This window comes from Longitalea luteola (genome assembly GCF_017356035.1).
Classification (GTDB): Bacteria; Bacteroidota; Bacteroidia; order Chitinophagales; family Chitinophagaceae; genus Niastella; species Niastella luteola.
In genome coordinates this window covers 602,258-619,168 of the sequence record NZ_JAFIQX010000003.1, presented here as the reverse complement: position 1 = coordinate 619,168, position 16,911 = coordinate 602,258, and the positions used below count along the sequence as shown (strand labels likewise).

The 16,911-nt window shown below is 46.5% G+C and carries 14 protein-coding genes; 4 read left to right on the top strand and 10 right to left on the bottom strand.

The annotated features are described in order from the left end of the window. Positions 1-98: 98 nt before the first annotated feature. Positions 99-1,211, top strand: a complete 1,113-nt coding sequence (gene lpxB / locus JUB15_RS11020; protein ID WP_207512514.1) for a lipid-A-disaccharide synthase — start codon at positions 99-101, stop codon at positions 1,209-1,211. Between the two features lie 95 nt (positions 1,212-1,306). Here lpxB and JUB15_RS11015 read toward each other — a convergent pair whose 3' ends face one another. Continuing rightward, positions 1,307-1,471, bottom strand: coding sequence for a DUF6728 family protein (locus JUB15_RS11015; RefSeq protein WP_205509120.1), 165 nt, complete (start codon positions 1,469-1,471; stop codon positions 1,307-1,309). Between the two features lie 259 nt (positions 1,472-1,730). On the opposite strand from JUB15_RS11015, the gene JUB15_RS11010 reads away from it, so the two are divergent. Further along, on the top strand, positions 1,731-4,313 hold the full coding sequence (locus JUB15_RS11010) for a zinc-dependent metalloprotease (protein ID WP_207512513.1): 2,583 nt from the start codon (positions 1,731-1,733) through the stop codon (positions 4,311-4,313). A 110-nt stretch (positions 4,314-4,423) separates the two neighbouring features. On the opposite strand, the gene JUB15_RS11005 is transcribed toward JUB15_RS11010, so the two are convergent. Together JUB15_RS11005 and JUB15_RS11000 are read right to left on the bottom strand one after the other, a co-directional pair. Continuing rightward, positions 4,424-4,885 (bottom strand): hypothetical protein, encoded by a 462-nt coding sequence (locus JUB15_RS11005; RefSeq protein WP_207512512.1) that lies wholly within the window; start codon positions 4,883-4,885, stop codon positions 4,424-4,426. Between the two features lie 1,142 nt (positions 4,886-6,027). Beyond that, a complete protein-coding gene (locus tag JUB15_RS11000) occupies positions 6,028-6,423 on the bottom strand; it encodes a group III truncated hemoglobin (protein ID WP_207512511.1) in 396 nt (131 codons plus the stop codon). Between the two features lie 384 nt (positions 6,424-6,807). On the opposite strand from JUB15_RS11000, the gene JUB15_RS10995 reads away from it, so the two are divergent. Together JUB15_RS10995 and JUB15_RS10990 are read left to right on the top strand one after the other, a co-directional pair. Next, positions 6,808-7,368 carry a YciE/YciF ferroxidase family protein gene (locus tag JUB15_RS10995; RefSeq protein WP_207512510.1) on the top strand — a complete coding sequence of 187 codons (561 nt, stop codon included), beginning with the start codon at positions 6,808-6,810 and terminating at the stop codon, positions 7,366-7,368. 332 nt (positions 7,369-7,700) lie between these two features. After that, positions 7,701-9,182, top strand: coding sequence for an MFS transporter (locus JUB15_RS10990; protein WP_207512509.1), 1,482 nt, complete (start codon positions 7,701-7,703; stop codon positions 9,180-9,182). Between the two features lie 89 nt (positions 9,183-9,271). On the opposite strand, the gene JUB15_RS10985 is transcribed toward JUB15_RS10990, so the two are convergent. From JUB15_RS10985 to uxaC, 7 genes are all read right to left on the bottom strand, one after another. Further along, on the bottom strand, positions 9,272-10,687 hold the full coding sequence (locus tag JUB15_RS10985; protein WP_207512508.1) for a chloride channel protein: 1,416 nt from the start codon (positions 10,685-10,687) through the stop codon (positions 9,272-9,274). Between the two features lie 198 nt (positions 10,688-10,885). After that, the gene (locus tag JUB15_RS10980) at positions 10,886-11,653 is read right to left on the bottom strand and encodes a hypothetical protein (protein WP_207512507.1); all 768 of its coding nucleotides are present in this window, start codon (positions 11,651-11,653) and stop codon (positions 10,886-10,888) included. 271 nt (positions 11,654-11,924) lie between these two features. Next, a complete protein-coding gene (locus tag JUB15_RS10975) occupies positions 11,925-12,200 on the bottom strand; it encodes a zinc ribbon domain-containing protein (protein ID WP_207512506.1) in 276 nt (91 codons plus the stop codon). Between the two features lie 280 nt (positions 12,201-12,480). Then, positions 12,481-13,776 (bottom strand): MFS transporter, encoded by a 1,296-nt coding sequence (locus JUB15_RS10970; RefSeq protein ID WP_207512505.1) that lies wholly within the window; start codon positions 13,774-13,776, stop codon positions 12,481-12,483. Positions 13,777-13,840: 64 nt separating this feature from the next. Next, positions 13,841-14,500 (bottom strand): bifunctional 4-hydroxy-2-oxoglutarate aldolase/2-dehydro-3-deoxy-phosphogluconate aldolase, encoded by a 660-nt coding sequence (locus JUB15_RS10965; RefSeq protein ID WP_207512504.1) that lies wholly within the window; start codon positions 14,498-14,500, stop codon positions 13,841-13,843. Continuing rightward, positions 14,500-15,507, bottom strand: coding sequence for a sugar kinase (locus JUB15_RS10960; RefSeq protein WP_207512503.1), 1,008 nt, complete (start codon positions 15,505-15,507; stop codon positions 14,500-14,502). The genes JUB15_RS10965 and JUB15_RS10960 overlap by 1 nt, the downstream gene beginning before the upstream one ends. Continuing rightward, positions 15,507-16,907 carry a glucuronate isomerase gene (gene uxaC / locus JUB15_RS10955; protein ID WP_207512502.1) on the bottom strand — a complete coding sequence of 467 codons (1,401 nt, stop codon included), beginning with the start codon at positions 16,905-16,907 and terminating at the stop codon, positions 15,507-15,509. The genes JUB15_RS10960 and uxaC overlap by 1 nt, the downstream gene beginning before the upstream one ends. Positions 16,908-16,911: the final 4 nt, after the last annotated feature.

Below are 16,911 nucleotides of genomic sequence, written 5' to 3'. Positions count from 1 at the left end.
GCAACCTATCAACCTGTCAACTGATCAACTGGTTAACCTGTCAACTCGTTAACCCGTCAACTGGTTAACTTGTCAACTAGTTAACCTATCTTTACCCCATGCGTTATTACATTATAGCAGGTGAAGCGTCAGGAGATTTGCATGGCAGTAATTTAATCAAAGAGATCAGGAAATCAGATACCGCAGCTTCCATCCGCTGCTGGGGCGGCGACCGCATGCAGCAAGCCGGCGGTGAACTGGTAAAACATTACCGCAACCTGGCTTTTATGGGTTTCTGGGAAGTGGCCAAGAACCTGGGCACCATTCTGAAAAACCTGCAGTTCTGCAAAGACGATATCAGCAAATACAAGCCCGATGCGCTTGTGTTGATCGACTATCCGGGTTTTAATTTACGCATAGCCGAATGGGCCAAACAACAGGGCTACAAAGTCATCTACTATATTTCACCACAGGTATGGGCGTGGAAAGAGAACCGTGTTCATAAAATGAAGCAATGCATTGATAAAATGCTGGTGATCCTTCCTTTCGAAAAAGAATATTACAGGAACAAATGGAACTGGGAAGTGGAATATGTGGGACATCCGCTGATCGAGGTGGTGGAAGAAGCCCAGCTTACACCAGACGGTAAGCCTTTAAGCAACAAACCCATCATTGCATTATTACCCGGCAGCCGTAAACAGGAAATCCTGAAAAAGCTGCCGATCATGCTGGAGGTAAGCCGGATGTTCCCTGCCTGCCAGTTCATTGTTGCCAAAGCGCCTGGACAGGAAGACAGCTTTTATGAATCCATCCTGGCTATGTACCCCAATGTTTCTTCAGTGCGCGATGCTACCTATAACCTGCTTTTACAATCGAGGGCAGCCCTGGTAACTTCCGGCACCGCCACACTGGAAACCGCCCTGTTCGGCGTACCCGAGGTGGTGTGCTACAAGGGCAGCAATATTTCGTACCAGATCGCCAAACGTCTTATAAAAGTAAAATACATTTCGCTGGTTAACCTCATCATGGATAAACCGGTGGTGAAAGAGCTCATTCAAAACGAACTAACGCCGGCCAACCTGCGTAAAGAACTGGATGCCCTGCTCACCAATGAAACAACGCAGCGCCAGTTGAAGGAAGATTATGCCGATCTGCGGCAATTGCTTGGCCAGGGTGGTCATGCGTCTGCAAGAGCAGCCGCCAGTATCGTTGCCTTCCTGCAAAGCAAGTAACGTTCCCCTTACAATTCAAAGTTTACAGTTCGGAAGCATACAGTTTAAAGCCGATGGCGCGAGGTTTGGAATCAAGGTTCAAACCTCAAAGTCTGTTAAGAACGGAGCAGTTTGATAATGATCACAATGATCGCTATCAGGAACATGAACAGCGATATCCTGTTTATTCCATGCATATAGCGCATCCAGGGCGTGTGCGGCGCATTGGGATCCCGTTTCTTCAAATAGAAATATTCCTGCAATTGTCTCCATACTCCCATAGCCCAAAATTAATGTGATAATGTGATAATTCGATAATTTGATAATGAAAAACCAATTACCAGGTAATGGTTACCAGTTGCCGGAAATACCTCTTGCTTACGGTCCGCTGCCTTTAGTATACACCAGCTGTATTCATTATCACATTATCAAATTTGCTAATTATCAAATTAGCGTCTATCCTTAAATTTCCGGCGTCCATCCCAAAAATTTCAACCAAGCAGAAAGCATCTGTATATTGAAATACCTAAAAACACATGTATGAAAAATTTCCTGATGGTCCTGATTTTGTCGCCGGGTTTGCTGGTTCTTGCTGCTCGTGCCCAGGATAAGAAAAAAGGAGCCGCTCCTATGCCTCCGCCACTGACCGACACTACTGCCAAACAGAAAAAACCTGCCGGCATTTCCGACAAAGTGAAAACCAGCCGCAAATTCGATGGCCTTTTTACCCTGTACCAGGATACTGCAACCGGTACTGTTCAACTATATGTGAAAAAAGATCAACTTGGAAAAGAATATATTTACCAGAGCTTTTCTATCAATGGTCCAAACCAGCTGTACCTGAACCAGAGCATGCACCGCGCTACCCTGGTTTTCAAGATCCAGAAAGCATTCGATAAACTGGAATTCTCCCGGGTGAATACGCGGTTCTGGTACGATCCCAACAACCCGGTGAGCAAAACGGCGCTGGTAGACAAACCCGAAGCGGTATTCCTGGTAGAAAAGACGGTTGCTGAAGATGCAGACGGTTATCTTATCAGTGCCGACGGCCTGTTCATCAGCGAAAAACTCGATCCTGTAAAACCGCTTATGCCTATTGGCATTCCGCCTACAGCTATCTTTAACCTGGGTAATTTAAACCCGGCCAAATCGCGCTATACCACGCTTCGCTCCTTCCCCAGCAACAGCGACATTGTTGTAGACCTGGCTTATGACAATCCCAGCCCCTACAATTCAGGCAGCACAGACATTACTGATGCCCGTTATGTACGCGTTCGCATGCAGCACAGCCTGATAGAAATGCCGAAAAATGATTTCCGTCCGCGCCGCGACGATCCGCGGATAGGTTATTTCTCGCAATTAGTGAACGACCAAACCAGCATCAGCCCGGTACCTTACAAAGACCATATACACCGCTGGTTCCTGAAGAAAAAAGATCCCGCCGCCGAACTGAGCGAACCGGTTGAACCGATCGTATACTGGATAGAAAATACTACCCCGCATGAATACCGCCAAACGATCATCGACGCCGGGTTAAAATGGAATGAAGCATTTGAAAAAGCCGGCTTCAAGAACGCCGTTCAAATGAAGATCATGCCAGATGATGCCGACTGGGATCCTGCCGACATCCGCTATAATGTTATTCGCTGGGTGTCTTCAGCGCAGCCTACGTATGGCGCTATCGGTCCCAGCTTTGTAAATCCGAAGACCGGACAGATCATTGGCGCCGATATCACCATTGAGTGGTTCTCCGGAAGCGCCACGCCGGTGCTCGATGAACTGTTCAAAACCACGGCCGCTGCGGGCGATCTGCAATTCCCGGGTATGGATCCGAACCATGCCGCCCATTGCACCCTGGCCGGCGAACTGAAAAGCCAATTGCTTACGGGTATGACCGTGCTCGATGCCAGCGGCGCTTCAGCCAGTGAAGTAAAAGAAATGCACAAGCAGTTCCTTACTTACCTCATCCTGCATGAAATGGGACACACGCTGGGCCTGAACCACAATATGAAAGCAAGCCAGATGCTGTCTCCTGCCGAGGTCAACAACACCGAGATCACCCATAAACTGGGATTGATCGGTTCTGTAATGGATTATCCTGCCATCAATATTGCATTGGACAGAAGCAAACAGGGTGATTATTATACAACCAAGGCGGGTCCTTACGATATTTGGGCTATTCAATACGGTTATACGGAGTTCAATGAAGGTGAGGAAGCCGCGGGTTTGAAAAAGATCACCGCACGCAGCACCGAACCACAATTAATGTTTGGCAATGATGGCGATGATATGCGTGCACCTGGTAAAGCCATGGATCCCCGGGTAAATATCAATGAGCTTACCAGCGACGCCATCGGTTATGCGGAAGACCGCTTTAAAATAGTGAACCAGACGATGAGCAAGCTGGTAGCAAAATATTCTAAAGAGGGACAATCTTATGCTGAACTGCGCACACGTTACGGAACATTGCTCAGCCAGCGTTATGCCATGGCATCTGCTTTAAGCCGGTATATCGGTGGAATTTATATCGACAGAAGTTACCCAGAGCAGAAACCAGGCGTGAAACCGTATACACCGGTGCCGCTGGCCACGCAAAAAAGGGCTATGGACATGCTGAACAAATATGTGTTTGCACCCAATGCATTTGATGCCGATGATGCGGTATTTGCTTACCTGCAACCGCAACGCCGGGCCTTTACCCAAAACAGCACCGGAGATGATTTTCGCATTACCGAAAATCTGATGACCATACAAACCACTGGTGCACTCACGCACCTGTTGCATGGCGCCACTTTGCAGCGAATCACCAATACCCGTTTATATGGCAACCAGTACAGTGTTGCCAGCATGATGAGCGATCTGCAAAAAGGTATCTTTAGTGCGGATATTGCAACCAATGTGAACATTTACCGCCAGTGCCTGCAAACCTATTTTGTACGGCAACTGGTTGCCATGGTGGATCCCAAGAGCCAGCAGTTCGATGATGTATCGAAGGCAGCAGCGCTGTATACATTGAAGAAGATCAAAACACAATTGGGCACTGCGGTTTCTGTAAATGAAGAAACGAAGGCGCACCGCACCAACCTGGTGTTCCTGATCAACACTGCGCTTGATAACAAATAAAAAATAAGGTGTGCCATCCTTGAAAAGGTGGCACACCTGTTCATAACAAAGCCCTCCGATGCGTAAGGAGGGCTTTTTTATTGAAAACATTAAACAACACAAGCCCGGTGTTACCTGAAGAACCTCGTCAGGGGCAGCAGCTTTTTATTCCGGCTCATCACCCCTTTCAAACCTTTTTCAATAATGTTCACCTTATCGGTGGGATCTTCTTCATGCAGGGCGATCGAGAGATCGCAATAGCCGCTTTCGACGTTGAAAGTCATTATAAGTACGATCACCTTTTGTCCCCAGAAATTAAATGCATTATTATGCACCAGTTCAACCGACACTTCCTCTACATTCTCATCAAATAGTTCATACCCGTATTCATCGATAGAGCGTAATACTTCTTTACCCTGTTGCTTCTGAATGGTAATGGTGATGAATGGGCTCAGGGGGTTGTCTTTACCTTTTTCGAGATTCAGTAACAGAATGCGTGGAATGTTCCGGTTAATATATCCTTCAACCCGTTGTATCAATGCCTTGTCGATCGTGTAAGGCCCGAGGTGTTTTTGCAGACTGTGGCGTGGCATAGCTCGTTAGTTTTATAGTAGTAATAAAATGCTATGCTACAATCAGAGCTTGGTTTGCAGTTTAAATGTAAACAAGATTTGTGGATTGTCAAAAATTAAAAACCCTTAGAACGCGGAACCTGCCTGCCGGCAGGCAGGCGCCTAACGCCAAACGCTTAACGCTGCACGCGGAACGCTGAACGCAAAAGGCAAAAAGCCAGCGCGGACTAATAGTACACCCAAAAGAGATCACTGGTTGACTGTTACCAGTAAAGGAGCTGCACGTAGAACATTGATCGCAAAACGTTGAACGCCGCACGGGCCAGCATTGCCGGTTGCCGATTGACGAGTTTTGAGTTATTGAATTAACGCTTATTAGTGAGAGACGATACGGAGCCCTGTAAGCTGCGTTTTTTCCGTTTCTCGTTTGCCGTTTCACGTTTGCCGATTGCCTTTTTGCCTTTTGTCCATTGTCTATTGCCTATTGTATTTGACTGTTCCTTTTTGCCTCGTTGCCTTTTTGCCCTTTTGTCTATTGTCTATTGCCAACTGCCTATTGTCCATTATTCATTGGCTACTAACGCTACATACTACCCTGTAGCACCGTTTAAACAATACGGATATTCTACACAAACAGGTTAACCGAAATTTGCAAACCGCCTGTTCCAGGTTGTACTTTTACATCAGCAAGCAAACAAATAGCGCTAACCTCTGAAACCCCTAAACCTTAACTGAAATAACGAAGATCGTATCCTTTGAAATCAATCCATAGTACGCAAACGCCAAACGCTGAAAACCCGGATCTCAGCCAAAGCAGTGAGCATACATGGTATCCTTTGAAAACTAAAGATCGCCTAAAGCAGAACGCTGAACGCTAAACCTTAAAGCAAAACCTGTCCGCGAACTGCGCCATCGCCTGGCTTCTGTGAAGCAAGCCTGGCAGCAACGAAAATCAAGCGTTGAGTAATAAGCGGTAAGCTTTAAGCGTAATACGTACCCTTGCAGTTCCCAACCCGAGCCCGTTTTATTCCGACACCCTATGACCTTATTGAGACGTACCCTGATCCAATTCCAATGAAATCCGTAAAACCCGTCTTTTGGAACCCGCCAAAAGTATTGTCCTTCCGCCAGCTGGCGGGAGGACTTTTTTTATTATACGCAGCTTACAAAACAGATCTGGGATCGTTGGAGGGCGTTACCTTGATCAGCATCATGGTGGCAATGGAGCGGGCGCGCTGTTTGATAATTTCTGCCTTTTCACCATCGAATAATTCGTCAACCGTTGCCATGAACAGCTGCTGCCACCGGTCGAAATGTGCTTTGTTCAACGGTGATTTCTGGTGCAGTTGGGTGTGAACCACCATGGGATTGCCTTTAAAGCTGCCGGTTTGAAAAAGGATGTTCTCCCAGAAATCATACATGCGGGGTAAATGATGCTCCCAGTTCACCCGGGCTACATCATTGAACAGGTACCCGATCGTTTCATCGGCCCGAACCTTGTTGTAAAAGGAATCTACCAGTAACTGAATGTCGGCCCTGTTTGTAATGTCTTTTTTCATTTGTTCCTGATCTTTTTTTGGCCAGTTGGCTCATTTATGTGATCTCTCAGTGCATATCCTCCACTATCTCATTGATTACCAAATGGCCATTGAGGCATTCCACAGTCCATCTACAGGATATAAACACCTGAATACCGTCTTTGGTTTTCAAGATAATACCAGGTGAACTACATTATCAATACTGCTCAAAATAAATGCAAACCTATCACTTCTCACATGATCTTCCTCATACCATGGTTCATCGATCGCTTCTGCTTCAGCAACATCGATCCCCATTTAATAACGTACGATCGGGGGTATAATAATTGCAACCTACACCTTCGCAAGCACTGTTAAAAGAAATTAAACCCTGCCCCTTTTTTATAATTCTATTAAACACTTTGTATGGCTATTCAAACTAATGCAGGTTCCCAATCAACAGCCCGCGCTTCGGTTATGCCCGATTCAAAATTGCATCAATTCTTTTTACAACAATTGCAGGATGTGTACTGGGCAGAAAAGAAATTGGTAAAAACATTACCCAAACTATCAGATGCAGCTACATCACCCCGCTTAAAGCAAGCATTTAATGACCACCTGGAGCAAACCATAAATCATGTGACCCGCCTCGAAAATATATTCCGCTTGTTGGGCGAAGAGCCGCGTGCACTCAAATGCCCTGCCATGTCGGGTATTATCGAAGAAGGGTCAGATATCATTGATGAAACTGATGATGGAAGTGCACAACGCGATGTGGGTTTGATTTTTGCAGCACAAAAAGCAGAGCACTATGAAATTGCCACCTACGGTGGTTTGGTAACGTTAGCCCGTACCATGGGGCATGATGATGTGGCTGAGCTGTTGGACCAAACCCTGGCAGAAGAAAAAATGACGGACAACCTGCTGACCAAAATCGCAGAAGAAGATGCGAATGTTAAAGCAAGCACTGAAAAATATGACAACTGATCATGATCTGATGATCAACCCAACCAATTAGTAGTCGGCGATAAAACATAAAGGCTGTTTAAGGACCGTCTTTATTTTATGGAGCCATTTGCCGCAGGCAGATGGCTTCTTTTATGCTGAATGCTGAACGCAGAACGCTTAACGCGAAACGCAAAATGCCCTGTTTGCCGGCCGGCTTTCTGTGCCTGAGCTATATGAAAACAACAGACGACCGCCGTTAAGCATTAAGCGTTAAGCCCGATAAGCGGGAATATTTAAAAGCATGTTATAATATCCACATTTAAAATTCGTTCCTAATATGAGCGTTAATTTTGTGTATCCATTAAGATGCTGTGAAAAAACTTCAACCATCTGATCAATTAACCAACGCCCAGGTAAAGACCGGGCTGCATTTAATTTTAAAGGATGGCCTGGCAACAGAGACCATGAGTACCCTTACAGCAGGCACTTTCCTCGTAGCCATTGCATTATACATGGGCGCTTCCAATGTTCAGATAGGTATACTGGCAGCCCTTCCCACTTTCACCAATATATTTCAACTGGTATCTGTGTGGCTGGTTCAGCGTTTCAATAACCGGCGTGCTATTACCGTAATCGGCGCATTATGCGCCCGTATTCCTTTGCTGGTAATAGGAACACTGCCTTTGTTATTCTCCGCCAGCGCCAGCGTTTCTGCCCTGATCTGTATTTTAACGTTTCAGTGCCTGTTCGCCTCCATTGCCGGCGGCAGCTGGAACTCGTGGATGCGCGATCTGATTCCGCAACAAATACTGGGCAGTTATTTTTCACATCGCAGCCGCCTCATGCAGATCCTGAACGTTACGCTCAGCCTGTTGATCGCCATGACCATTGATTATATCAAGGAACACTATCCTGCGCATGAGATCACGGCTTATTGCTGCATGTTCATCATCAGCGGCGCTACCGGCCTGTGGGGAGTATATGCCCTCGCCCGTACGCCTGAACCAAAATCGAAACCCATTCATGACAACATTATAAAGCTGTTCAGCAAACCGCTTACAGTACCTAATTTCCGGAAGCTGCTGGTCTTTAATTCCTGCTGGATCTTTGCCTTCAACCTGGTAACCCCCTTCTTTTCTGTGTACATGATGAAGACGCTGGGCCTGCCCCTCGTATATGTCATCAGCCTGAACATTGTCAGCCAGTTGAGCAGCATCACGTCAATAAAATTGTGGGGCCGGTGTTCAGACCGGTTCAGCAACAAGACCATTATACGTATTTGTGCTCCTGTGTACATTGGTTGCGTCATGGCCTGGTCGGTAATAGGCATCATGAGCACAGCAGTATTATTTCCGCTGCTGGTGATCATGCATATACTGATGGGCGCCTCCAATGCCGGCATTACACTTGCCTTGCAAAATATCGGCTTGAAGCTGGCGCCTGCCGAAGAAGGCATTGTGTACCTGGTCTCGAAAAATATCGTTACCGCTGTTTTCTCTGCTACTGCTCCGCTGGCGGGTGGTTTACTGGCCGACTTCTTTACAAGTCATTTTGTAATTGATCTTTTCGGCCGCGGGCAGTGGAACCTGCTGTTTATGACCGGCGCTGCTGTAGGCGTGTTATCACTGAAACTCCTGAGGACTGTTCAGGAAAATGGCGAACGCGACAAAAAACTGCTGGTTGCTGAATTACAACATACATTCAAAAAGAAAGTACGCAACAGGCATCACCTGCCATTGCTGCGCCGCTGGCTTAACCTGCGAACAGCCATTGTATTTAAAAAAGGTTTCTCGCTCGATTTTGATAACCTGATCCAGTTCAAAGGATGGGACTCGGATAAGTTGAAAAGTTGATGACTAATTTGTTGACGAGTTTTAATTTAATAAACAACCCGTGCAACGCCTGAGCGCAGCACGGGTTTGCTATAAGTTACATAAGGCTCTTAATTAATCTCTTCTTTATCAGTTTCCAAATCCTTCCGGGGACCTGAGGTATTTTCTTCAAGGGTAAGATCTTCGTGATGCAGATCGTGGATAAAAAGCATTTTCAAATGATCGTAGAATGAATGCCGGTCGATCAGGTAAGCCGCCATGCTGGCGATCATACCGGCCAGCAACAGGTGAAAGATAACATTGTGCCGGTCGGTCATTTCAAGCACCAGTATAGCAGACGTAAATGGCGTACGGGTTACGCCTGTGAGAAAACCCACCATACCTGCCAGGATCAACAGGTTCACATTGGTACCTGTTACGTGGAACCATTCGCCCATCACGGCGCCTATGCTGGCGCCGGCCGTTAATGCAGGCGCAAACACGCCGCCGGCAGCCCCGGTAGTGAATGATAATATGGGGCCAACGATCCGGATCAATGGCATATACCAGGGCAGGTGTTTATCATTGGTAAACAAAGCATGGGTCATGATCTCCTTGCCTGATCCCAAGGCATGGGAACCTACAAACCAGGCCAGGGTGGCGATGGCCAGGGCACACCCAATGATGTACAGGACCCTTTTAGGCACAGATACGAGTGATCTTGTCCATTTCATGATACTTAAGATCACGCGGGCCATGGTACTCCCCAATAAACCGGTAACAATGCCCACTGCAATGACCCCAAAGAAAATATAACCTGATAAATTGCTTACATCGGGATAACCCAGGTATAAGTATGGGCCGAGTAATGCCTGTGCCGTTAAACCGGCAATGATCACGGCGGTGAACAAAGCCGTTTTAAAATAACTTATATGCGTGCGGGTCACTTCCTCCATGGCAAACACCACACCCCCCAGCGGTGTATTAAAAGCGGCTGCCAGTCCGGCCGCAGCGCCGGCCTTGATCATATTCCGTTTCGAGATCTTGGGCCACCACGATGGCAACAGCTGGTTGATGGTCCTGAATACAGAGCCGGCGATCTGGATGGTAGGACCTTCGCGCCCCACTACCCCACCGCCAAATACCATGATGATGCTCGATACTATTTTTACAATGACGATCCGCACGCTCAACAGCTTTTTCACTTTATGGATCTCCCTGGGCGTAGCCAGCTCTACCGCAGCGATCACCTGGGGAATACCGCTTCCACGCGCATTCGGGGCAAATTTATACACGAGCCACCAGGCGATAACAAAACAAAAGGGCATTACAATAAACAGCCAGCGCACATCATGATGCAGCACCCACTCTGTACCCATTTCAGCCCAGGAAAATAATTTGGCGTAAAAAACCGCAATAAGCCCTGTGATAACAGAAGCGATCCAAAAGGGTATGGCCTGTAAAAGATTGTTTTTGAACTTTTCATTTTGCAACCGGTCATAGATACGTTTGAGGCGGCTGCGCAGCACATTGATAAATTGCTTCATATTTTATTAACAGCCTGGCATTATGACAATACCCAATGGTGGTCGAATTCCATTTTGAGGGTTGTACCGGTATTGTATGACAAGTAGAAAGATATGGGCAAAAGGTCCCAGGCTTGTGTGGCCGCAAAGATACATTCACTAAATAAACACCGGATTAGAATGAGATTAGTAAGTTGGCGGATTAATGCAAAGTCATTCCTAAAAAGCAAACCCTACGCCCGCCATGATATTCACTTCCGCCAGCCTGTATTTTACTTTTTCTGTTCTGGCAGGAACCGGATTGGGCGAGAATGGGAAGGTAAATGTATATTCTTTGGAAGTTGTTGCATTGAAGGAATTAACATCAAACAGCACATGCAGTCTTTTATTCAACCGGTATTTCAGTCCCAGGCTTACCTGGTAACAAAAGGCCCAGTTCAGTGAGGTTTCATCTGTTCTGCCGGCATATGAGCTTCCGGCCTGATCACTATAGGCATTGAAATTAAACGCCGGAACAGCTGTTTTACAGGCGCCGGCCGTTATTTTCGTTTGCAATACCAGGTCTTCCTCCATTGTCAGCGGAGTTACCAGAAAACCACCTGCCATTAGTTTCAGAAGCTTCCAACGCTCAGCATCCACCTCCACACGAGATGCAGGTGGTGCGCCCATTCCACCGGTATTTTGTTTCAGGTACTCTTCATAACCGGATCCATCCTGCGCATGAATGCTGTAGCCCGGCGATAACAACACACCGAAATTTTCAGCAATATAATATCCTATTGCGGCCTGAAGTTGCAGACCCGGTTTGGCCAAACCCGCAGGTTCATCATCTTCCAATGGACTCCTGAATGACCTTTCACCAAATTTCCCTATGGGAAAAGAGGAGCCGGCAGCCAGCTCAACAAAATATTTCGATTCACCTTCCTGGGCATGCAATACAAGGGTCAATAACAGGAAGCCGGTTAACAGGACTGGTATTTTTTTCATTGCAGTAATTAAGGATGGCTGGTTGGTCGCAGTGGCCACAGCAATATCCTGGTCTTCTATATTACCACAATTTAAAAAATAATCCAGCAACCCGATAACAAACTGCCTCGCGACCCTCGTGGACCAGGAGCAACAGTCAGCCGGCAATACCTTTTTACGATACTGCAAAAACAAGTCATTTGCCATCCGGCCTACGGACAGCACCTTAAAATTTTCGGGTGGAGAATTGCAATAGATCTGTGTTCATAATAACGCCCTGCTGAAGGTATATTTATTCTACAGCAAGGGGATGTGATTTCCAGCGCTCCAGTTTGTGTATGTTACGGGTGTAAAAGCCGGTCAGGAAACCAGGAAAGCCAACCTCTTTTAATTTTCCTTTTACCCGTTCCTTCATATCATCAACTGTAATGTTACGCACTGTAAATTTCCCATCCTGAAAACAGTGACTGCAATACATCGTGCTTCTGGTGCCATCCGCATGAGTGCCACCAGCATCCCGTTTCATAGGCATACCGCAGGATTGACAGCATTTGTAGGCTCTTTCCATAACAGTCGATTTAGATTATTTCTAATTTACAAAATTCTTCTATACGACGATCAATAAACGCCATTAGATTCCAAAATTTTCGAATTATTCGAATCCCTGGGGCGCAATTTGCCCTTAATGTGACTTTTTTACGCATTTTTTATGCTTGCACAATAAAAATGATTCTTACGCTTTTAATGCGTTTTGGCAGCATGGCACCAGGCTAAATGGATTTAAAATAAAACGGGGAAGGAACCGTTTTACCGGCTACTTCCCCGTTCAATATTCTATATAAGTTCTTTTATACTTCTACTCTTTTTTCCCGTGGCACCAGGAAGTGCATGATCAACCAGGCCAGCAGGTAAGCGCCACCACATACTGCAAACATGATGTAATAGGCAATTTCAATTTTACCGATACTGCGGTAATGCACAAACAGGTTCTTCTGTACTGCGGCCGATAACAGGATGCCGCCTACAGCACCGAACATTCCGCCGATACCGGTTACTGAACCGGTTGTTCTTTTGGGGAACATATCACTTACAGTAGTGAAGATGTTAGCGCTCCACGCCTGGTGGGCAGAAGCTGCAATACCAATGATAATTACTGCCAGCCACATATTTAAATTACCAGCCAACTGTGCAAAAATTATAGGAATAACGAAGAACGCATAAATAAGCATGGATGTTTTCCGGGCTCTGTAGGTAGACATTCCATTACTGATAAATTTCATGGGCAACCAGCCACCGAATATACTTCCTACCGTAGACATGGTATACACCAGGGCCACCGGCAGGGCCATATCAGTGCCCTGAACGCCGTATTCGCTCGTCAGAAAATCGGGTAACCAGAAGAGATAGAACCACCAGATGGGATCTGTAAGCAATTTACCGATGGCAAAAGCCCAGGTTTGGCGAAAACCGAGCAATTTGAACCATGACACGCCTGGTTTAACCTGCTCAAGAACCGGTGTTTCGTCTTTGTCGCTGTGAATGTATTCGTATTCAGCCTGTGATAATTTCTTTTGTCTTTTGGGTACTTCATAATACATGAACCACAGGACCAGCCATACAAAACCCAATGCACCGGTAATGATAAATGCCCATTGCCAGCCCATTTTTTCTGCTATGAAGGGTACTGTTAACGGCGCCAGAATAGCACCTACATTCGCGCCGGAATTGAATATACCGGTAGCCAATGCTCTTTCTTTTTTCGGGAACCATTCTGCCACTGTTTTAATAGCTGCAGGAAAGTTACCGGCTTCACTCACGCCCAATGCCGCTCTTGCTACACCAAAGCCAAGAACACTGGTGGCAAATGCATGCGCAACGGCAGAAAGGCTCCATAAAGCGGTTGCCAGTGCATACCCGATCTTGGTGCCCAGTTTATCAACAACCCGTCCTGCGAGCAATAAGCCGATGGCATAGGCCACCTTAAAAGCAATTTCCACATTGGCATAATCGGCATCATCCCAATGCATTTCTGTGGTTAGGGTGCCTTTCAGTAAGCTGATCACCGCCCGGTCGAGGTAATTCACAGTGGTGGCAAAGAAGACAAGTCCGCAAATGGTCCACCTGTATTTTCCTATAGCTTGCATATCAGTCCTTTTTTAAGGGGAAAAGACGTGCACCATCAACTGAACGTGGCACGTCTTTTCAATTTTATTGAATGTTAATTAGTATTTCCTGTACTACTTTCGTAAGTGTGGTCAGTTCATCATATTGCTTTTCCTGCAGGATCTTTTTAGTGATCAGCTTACTACCCATTCCAACGGCTACCACGCCCGCATCGAACCACTCTTTAATGTTCTCTGCAGTGGTATCAACACCACCCGTGGGCATGAACAATAAACCAGGGAACAATTCTTTGATTGCGGAAATATAAGAAGGACCTACAACGCTGCCCGGAAAGATCTTCACCAATTTAGCGCCATTCATCTCAGCCGTAAATATCTCAGTAGGCGTTAAACAACCAGGGATCCATAACAGTCCGGCATCCTGCACCACTTTGGCAACCGGCGGATATACTACCGGACTGATGATAAAATCGGCACCGGCTTTAATGAACTGTTCGGCATCTTCCACTGTTTTTACCGTGCCAATGCCTAACAGCATGCCCGGCATGCTTTCGTTCACCAGTTTACGCATGGCCTTGAAATTAGCTACGGCTTCTGCGCCCCGGTTGGTATACTCTACAGACCTGATACCGGCTTCGTATAATGCTTTTAGTACATTAATGCTTACTTCTACATCCTTATGAAAGTACAGGGGCAGCATTTTCTGCTGCCTGATCTGTGCTATGATATCCTGTTGATTCTTCATTATTTCTTTATAGATGCTTTTATTTCTTCAACCGTTTTGTTGGTGGCGTCGCCTTTGATGAACAGTTTCTGAAAAGCTGCTGCCGTGGCAAACTCAAGGATCTCCTGGGGCGCCTGCTTATTGTAGAAACCATAGATCAACCCTGCCATATAACAATCGCCACTGCCTACCTTATCTATTACGGTCTCGGTTGTATATACCTGGGAAACATGCAGCTGCTCATTGGTATATAAAGTGGTATAATATAAAATTCCTTTATGGTCGAAGCGGAAGGTATTTGCTACTGCTTTACAACGCGGGTATTGCTTGATGATCGCTTTAGAGGTTACCAGCGCCTGCTCCAGGTACATTTCTTTGGTATCGGTGGTAACCAGATCAGGATGCACGGGTATCTGTAACATTTTTTCTGCTGCCCATACATTCCCCATGATCACATCACAGTAAGGCGCCAGCCGCATCATTACTTGATGCACCGGTACACCGTACTGCCATAATTTGGCGCGGTAGTTCAGGTCAATGGAAACGGTAATGCCTTTTTTGTTGCATACCTGCATCACTTCGGCACATACATCGGCTGCATCGGCATTCAGGGCCGGACAAATGGCACTTAAATGGAACCAGCTGACGCCTTCCAGTAAAGCATCCCAGTTGATCGTGCCTTTTTGCAGGCGGGCAAATGATGAATCAGCCCGGTCGTAAATAACTCCGGCGTTCTTTACATCAAGGCCCTGCGGCAGGTAATAGATGCCAATACGGTGACCACCGTATTGGATGGCCGACGTATCGATCTTCCATTCCTGCAGCTGTTTAACCAGTTGTTGCGATAAATAATTATCAGGTAAACCTGTGCAGTACTTCACCGGTATGTTCCACAGGGCCAGCGCCCGGGCTACATTCAGTTCGGCGCCGCCTACGTGCACGGGCAACGATGCATTTGCCAACCACTGCCCTTCTGTATCGGGTGATAAACGGAGCAAGAGCTCTCCAAAGCTTAGAACGTTGCCCATTACCAGTTGAAGTAGTTTTTAGCGTTGTTAAAACAAATGTCCTGGATCACTTTTCCTACCCAGTCGATATCAGCCGGCAATTCGCCATTTTCGATATCGTCACCAAACATGTTACACAGCAGGCGCCGGAAATATTCGTGACGGGGGTACGACAGGAAACTTCTTGAGTCTGTCAGCATTCCTACAAACCTGCTCAGCAATCCCATGTTCGACAGGGCATTGATCTGTTTGGTCATACCGTCTTTCTGATCGAGGAACCACCAGCCCGAACCGAACTGGATCTTTCCTGCTACGCTGCCGTCGTTAAAGTTACCGATCATGGTAGCCATCAGCTCATTATCGGCTGGGTTCAGGTTGTAAAGAATGGTTTTTGCCAGTTGATTCTCTGTATCGAGTTTGTTGAGGAACTTAGCGAGTTGGCGCCCCTGTGAGAAATCACCGATTGAATCCCAACCGGTATCGGGACCGAGCCGTTTCAGCATGCGGCTGTTGTTGTTGCGCAGCGCGCCCAGGTGATATTGTTGTACCCAGCCCTTTTCCCAATCCCATTTGGCAAATTCCACCAGCATGGCTGATTTGAATTTCAGGTTCTCTTCGAGCGACAGTTCTTTGCCGCTTCTGATCTTGGCGAAGGCATTTTTGATCTCGGTCTCGGTATAGTCTTCTGCATAGATCTGCTCGAGGCCATGGTCACTAACCGAACAACTCATGGTGGCAAAGAAATCGTGCCGCTTTTTTAACGCAGCCAGAAAATCGCTATAGCTGCCTATTGACGTATTGGCTGCTGCTTCCACTTTTGCCACATAGGCATTGAAGGCAGCGGCATCGTCTACATTCATCGCCTTATCGGGGCGGAATGCAGGCAATATTTTTATTTCGAAGCCGTCTTCTTTGATCTTCTTATGATACTCGAGGTTATCGATGGGATCGTCGGTGGTGCACACCACTTTTACATTCATCTTGCGCAGCAGGCCACGAACCGAGTATTCTTTTGTTTGCAGCTTGGCAGTAGCTTCTTCGTACACTTTTTTGGCTGTTCTGCCGTCCAGTATATCAGTTATTCCAAAATAACGCTGCAGTTCAAGGTGCGTCCAGTGATATAAGGGATTGCGTAAAGTGTATGGAACGGTTTCCGCCCATTTTTCAAACTTCTCGTAATCGCTTTTATTACCGGTGATATACTCTTCATTCACCCCGTTGGTACGCATAGCGCGCCATTTGTAATGGTCGCCATACAACCAGATCTGGGTCAGATTTTCAAATTGGGTATCATTGGCAATCTGATCGGGCGGTAAATGACAATGATAATCTATAATGGGCATTTGTTTGGCAAACTCATGGTACAGCTTCTGTGCAGTGGGTGTTTGCAGTAAAAAATGCTCGTCAACAAATTTTTTCATTGTG

Bases quoted from the DNA above. Each gene is read 5' to 3' on its own strand.
- JUB15_RS11010 (WP_207512513.1), top strand. From the start codon at position 1,731: ATGAAAAATTTCCTGATGGTCCTGATTTTGTCGCCGGGTTTGCTGGTT.
- JUB15_RS10975 (WP_207512506.1), bottom strand. From the start codon at position 12,200: ATGGAAAGAGCCTACAAATGCTGTCAATCCTGCGGTATGCCTATGAAA.
- uxaC (WP_207512502.1), bottom strand. From the start codon at position 16,907: ATGAAAAAATTTGTTGACGAGCATTTTTTACTGCAAACACCCACTGCA.
- JUB15_RS10980 (WP_207512507.1), bottom strand. From the start codon at position 11,653: ATGAAAAAAATACCAGTCCTGTTAACCGGCTTCCTGTTATTGACCCTT.
- JUB15_RS10995 (WP_207512510.1), top strand. From the start codon at position 6,808: ATGGCTATTCAAACTAATGCAGGTTCCCAATCAACAGCCCGCGCTTCG.
- JUB15_RS11005 (WP_207512512.1), bottom strand. From the start codon at position 4,885: ATGCCACGCCACAGTCTGCAAAAACACCTCGGGCCTTACACGATCGAC.
- JUB15_RS10965 (WP_207512504.1), bottom strand. From the start codon at position 14,500: ATGAAGAATCAACAGGATATCATAGCACAGATCAGGCAGCAGAAAATG.
- JUB15_RS10960 (WP_207512503.1), bottom strand. From the start codon at position 15,507: ATGGGCAACGTTCTAAGCTTTGGAGAGCTCTTGCTCCGTTTATCACCC.
- JUB15_RS11015 (WP_205509120.1), bottom strand. From the start codon at position 1,471: ATGGGAGTATGGAGACAATTGCAGGAATATTTCTATTTGAAGAAACGG.
- JUB15_RS10985 (WP_207512508.1), bottom strand. From the start codon at position 10,687: ATGAAGCAATTTATCAATGTGCTGCGCAGCCGCCTCAAACGTATCTAT.
- JUB15_RS11000 (WP_207512511.1), bottom strand. From the start codon at position 6,423: ATGAAAAAAGACATTACAAACAGGGCCGACATTCAGTTACTGGTAGAT.
- lpxB (WP_207512514.1), top strand. From the start codon at position 99: ATGCGTTATTACATTATAGCAGGTGAAGCGTCAGGAGATTTGCATGGC.
- JUB15_RS10970 (WP_207512505.1), bottom strand. From the start codon at position 13,776: ATGCAAGCTATAGGAAAATACAGGTGGACCATTTGCGGACTTGTCTTC.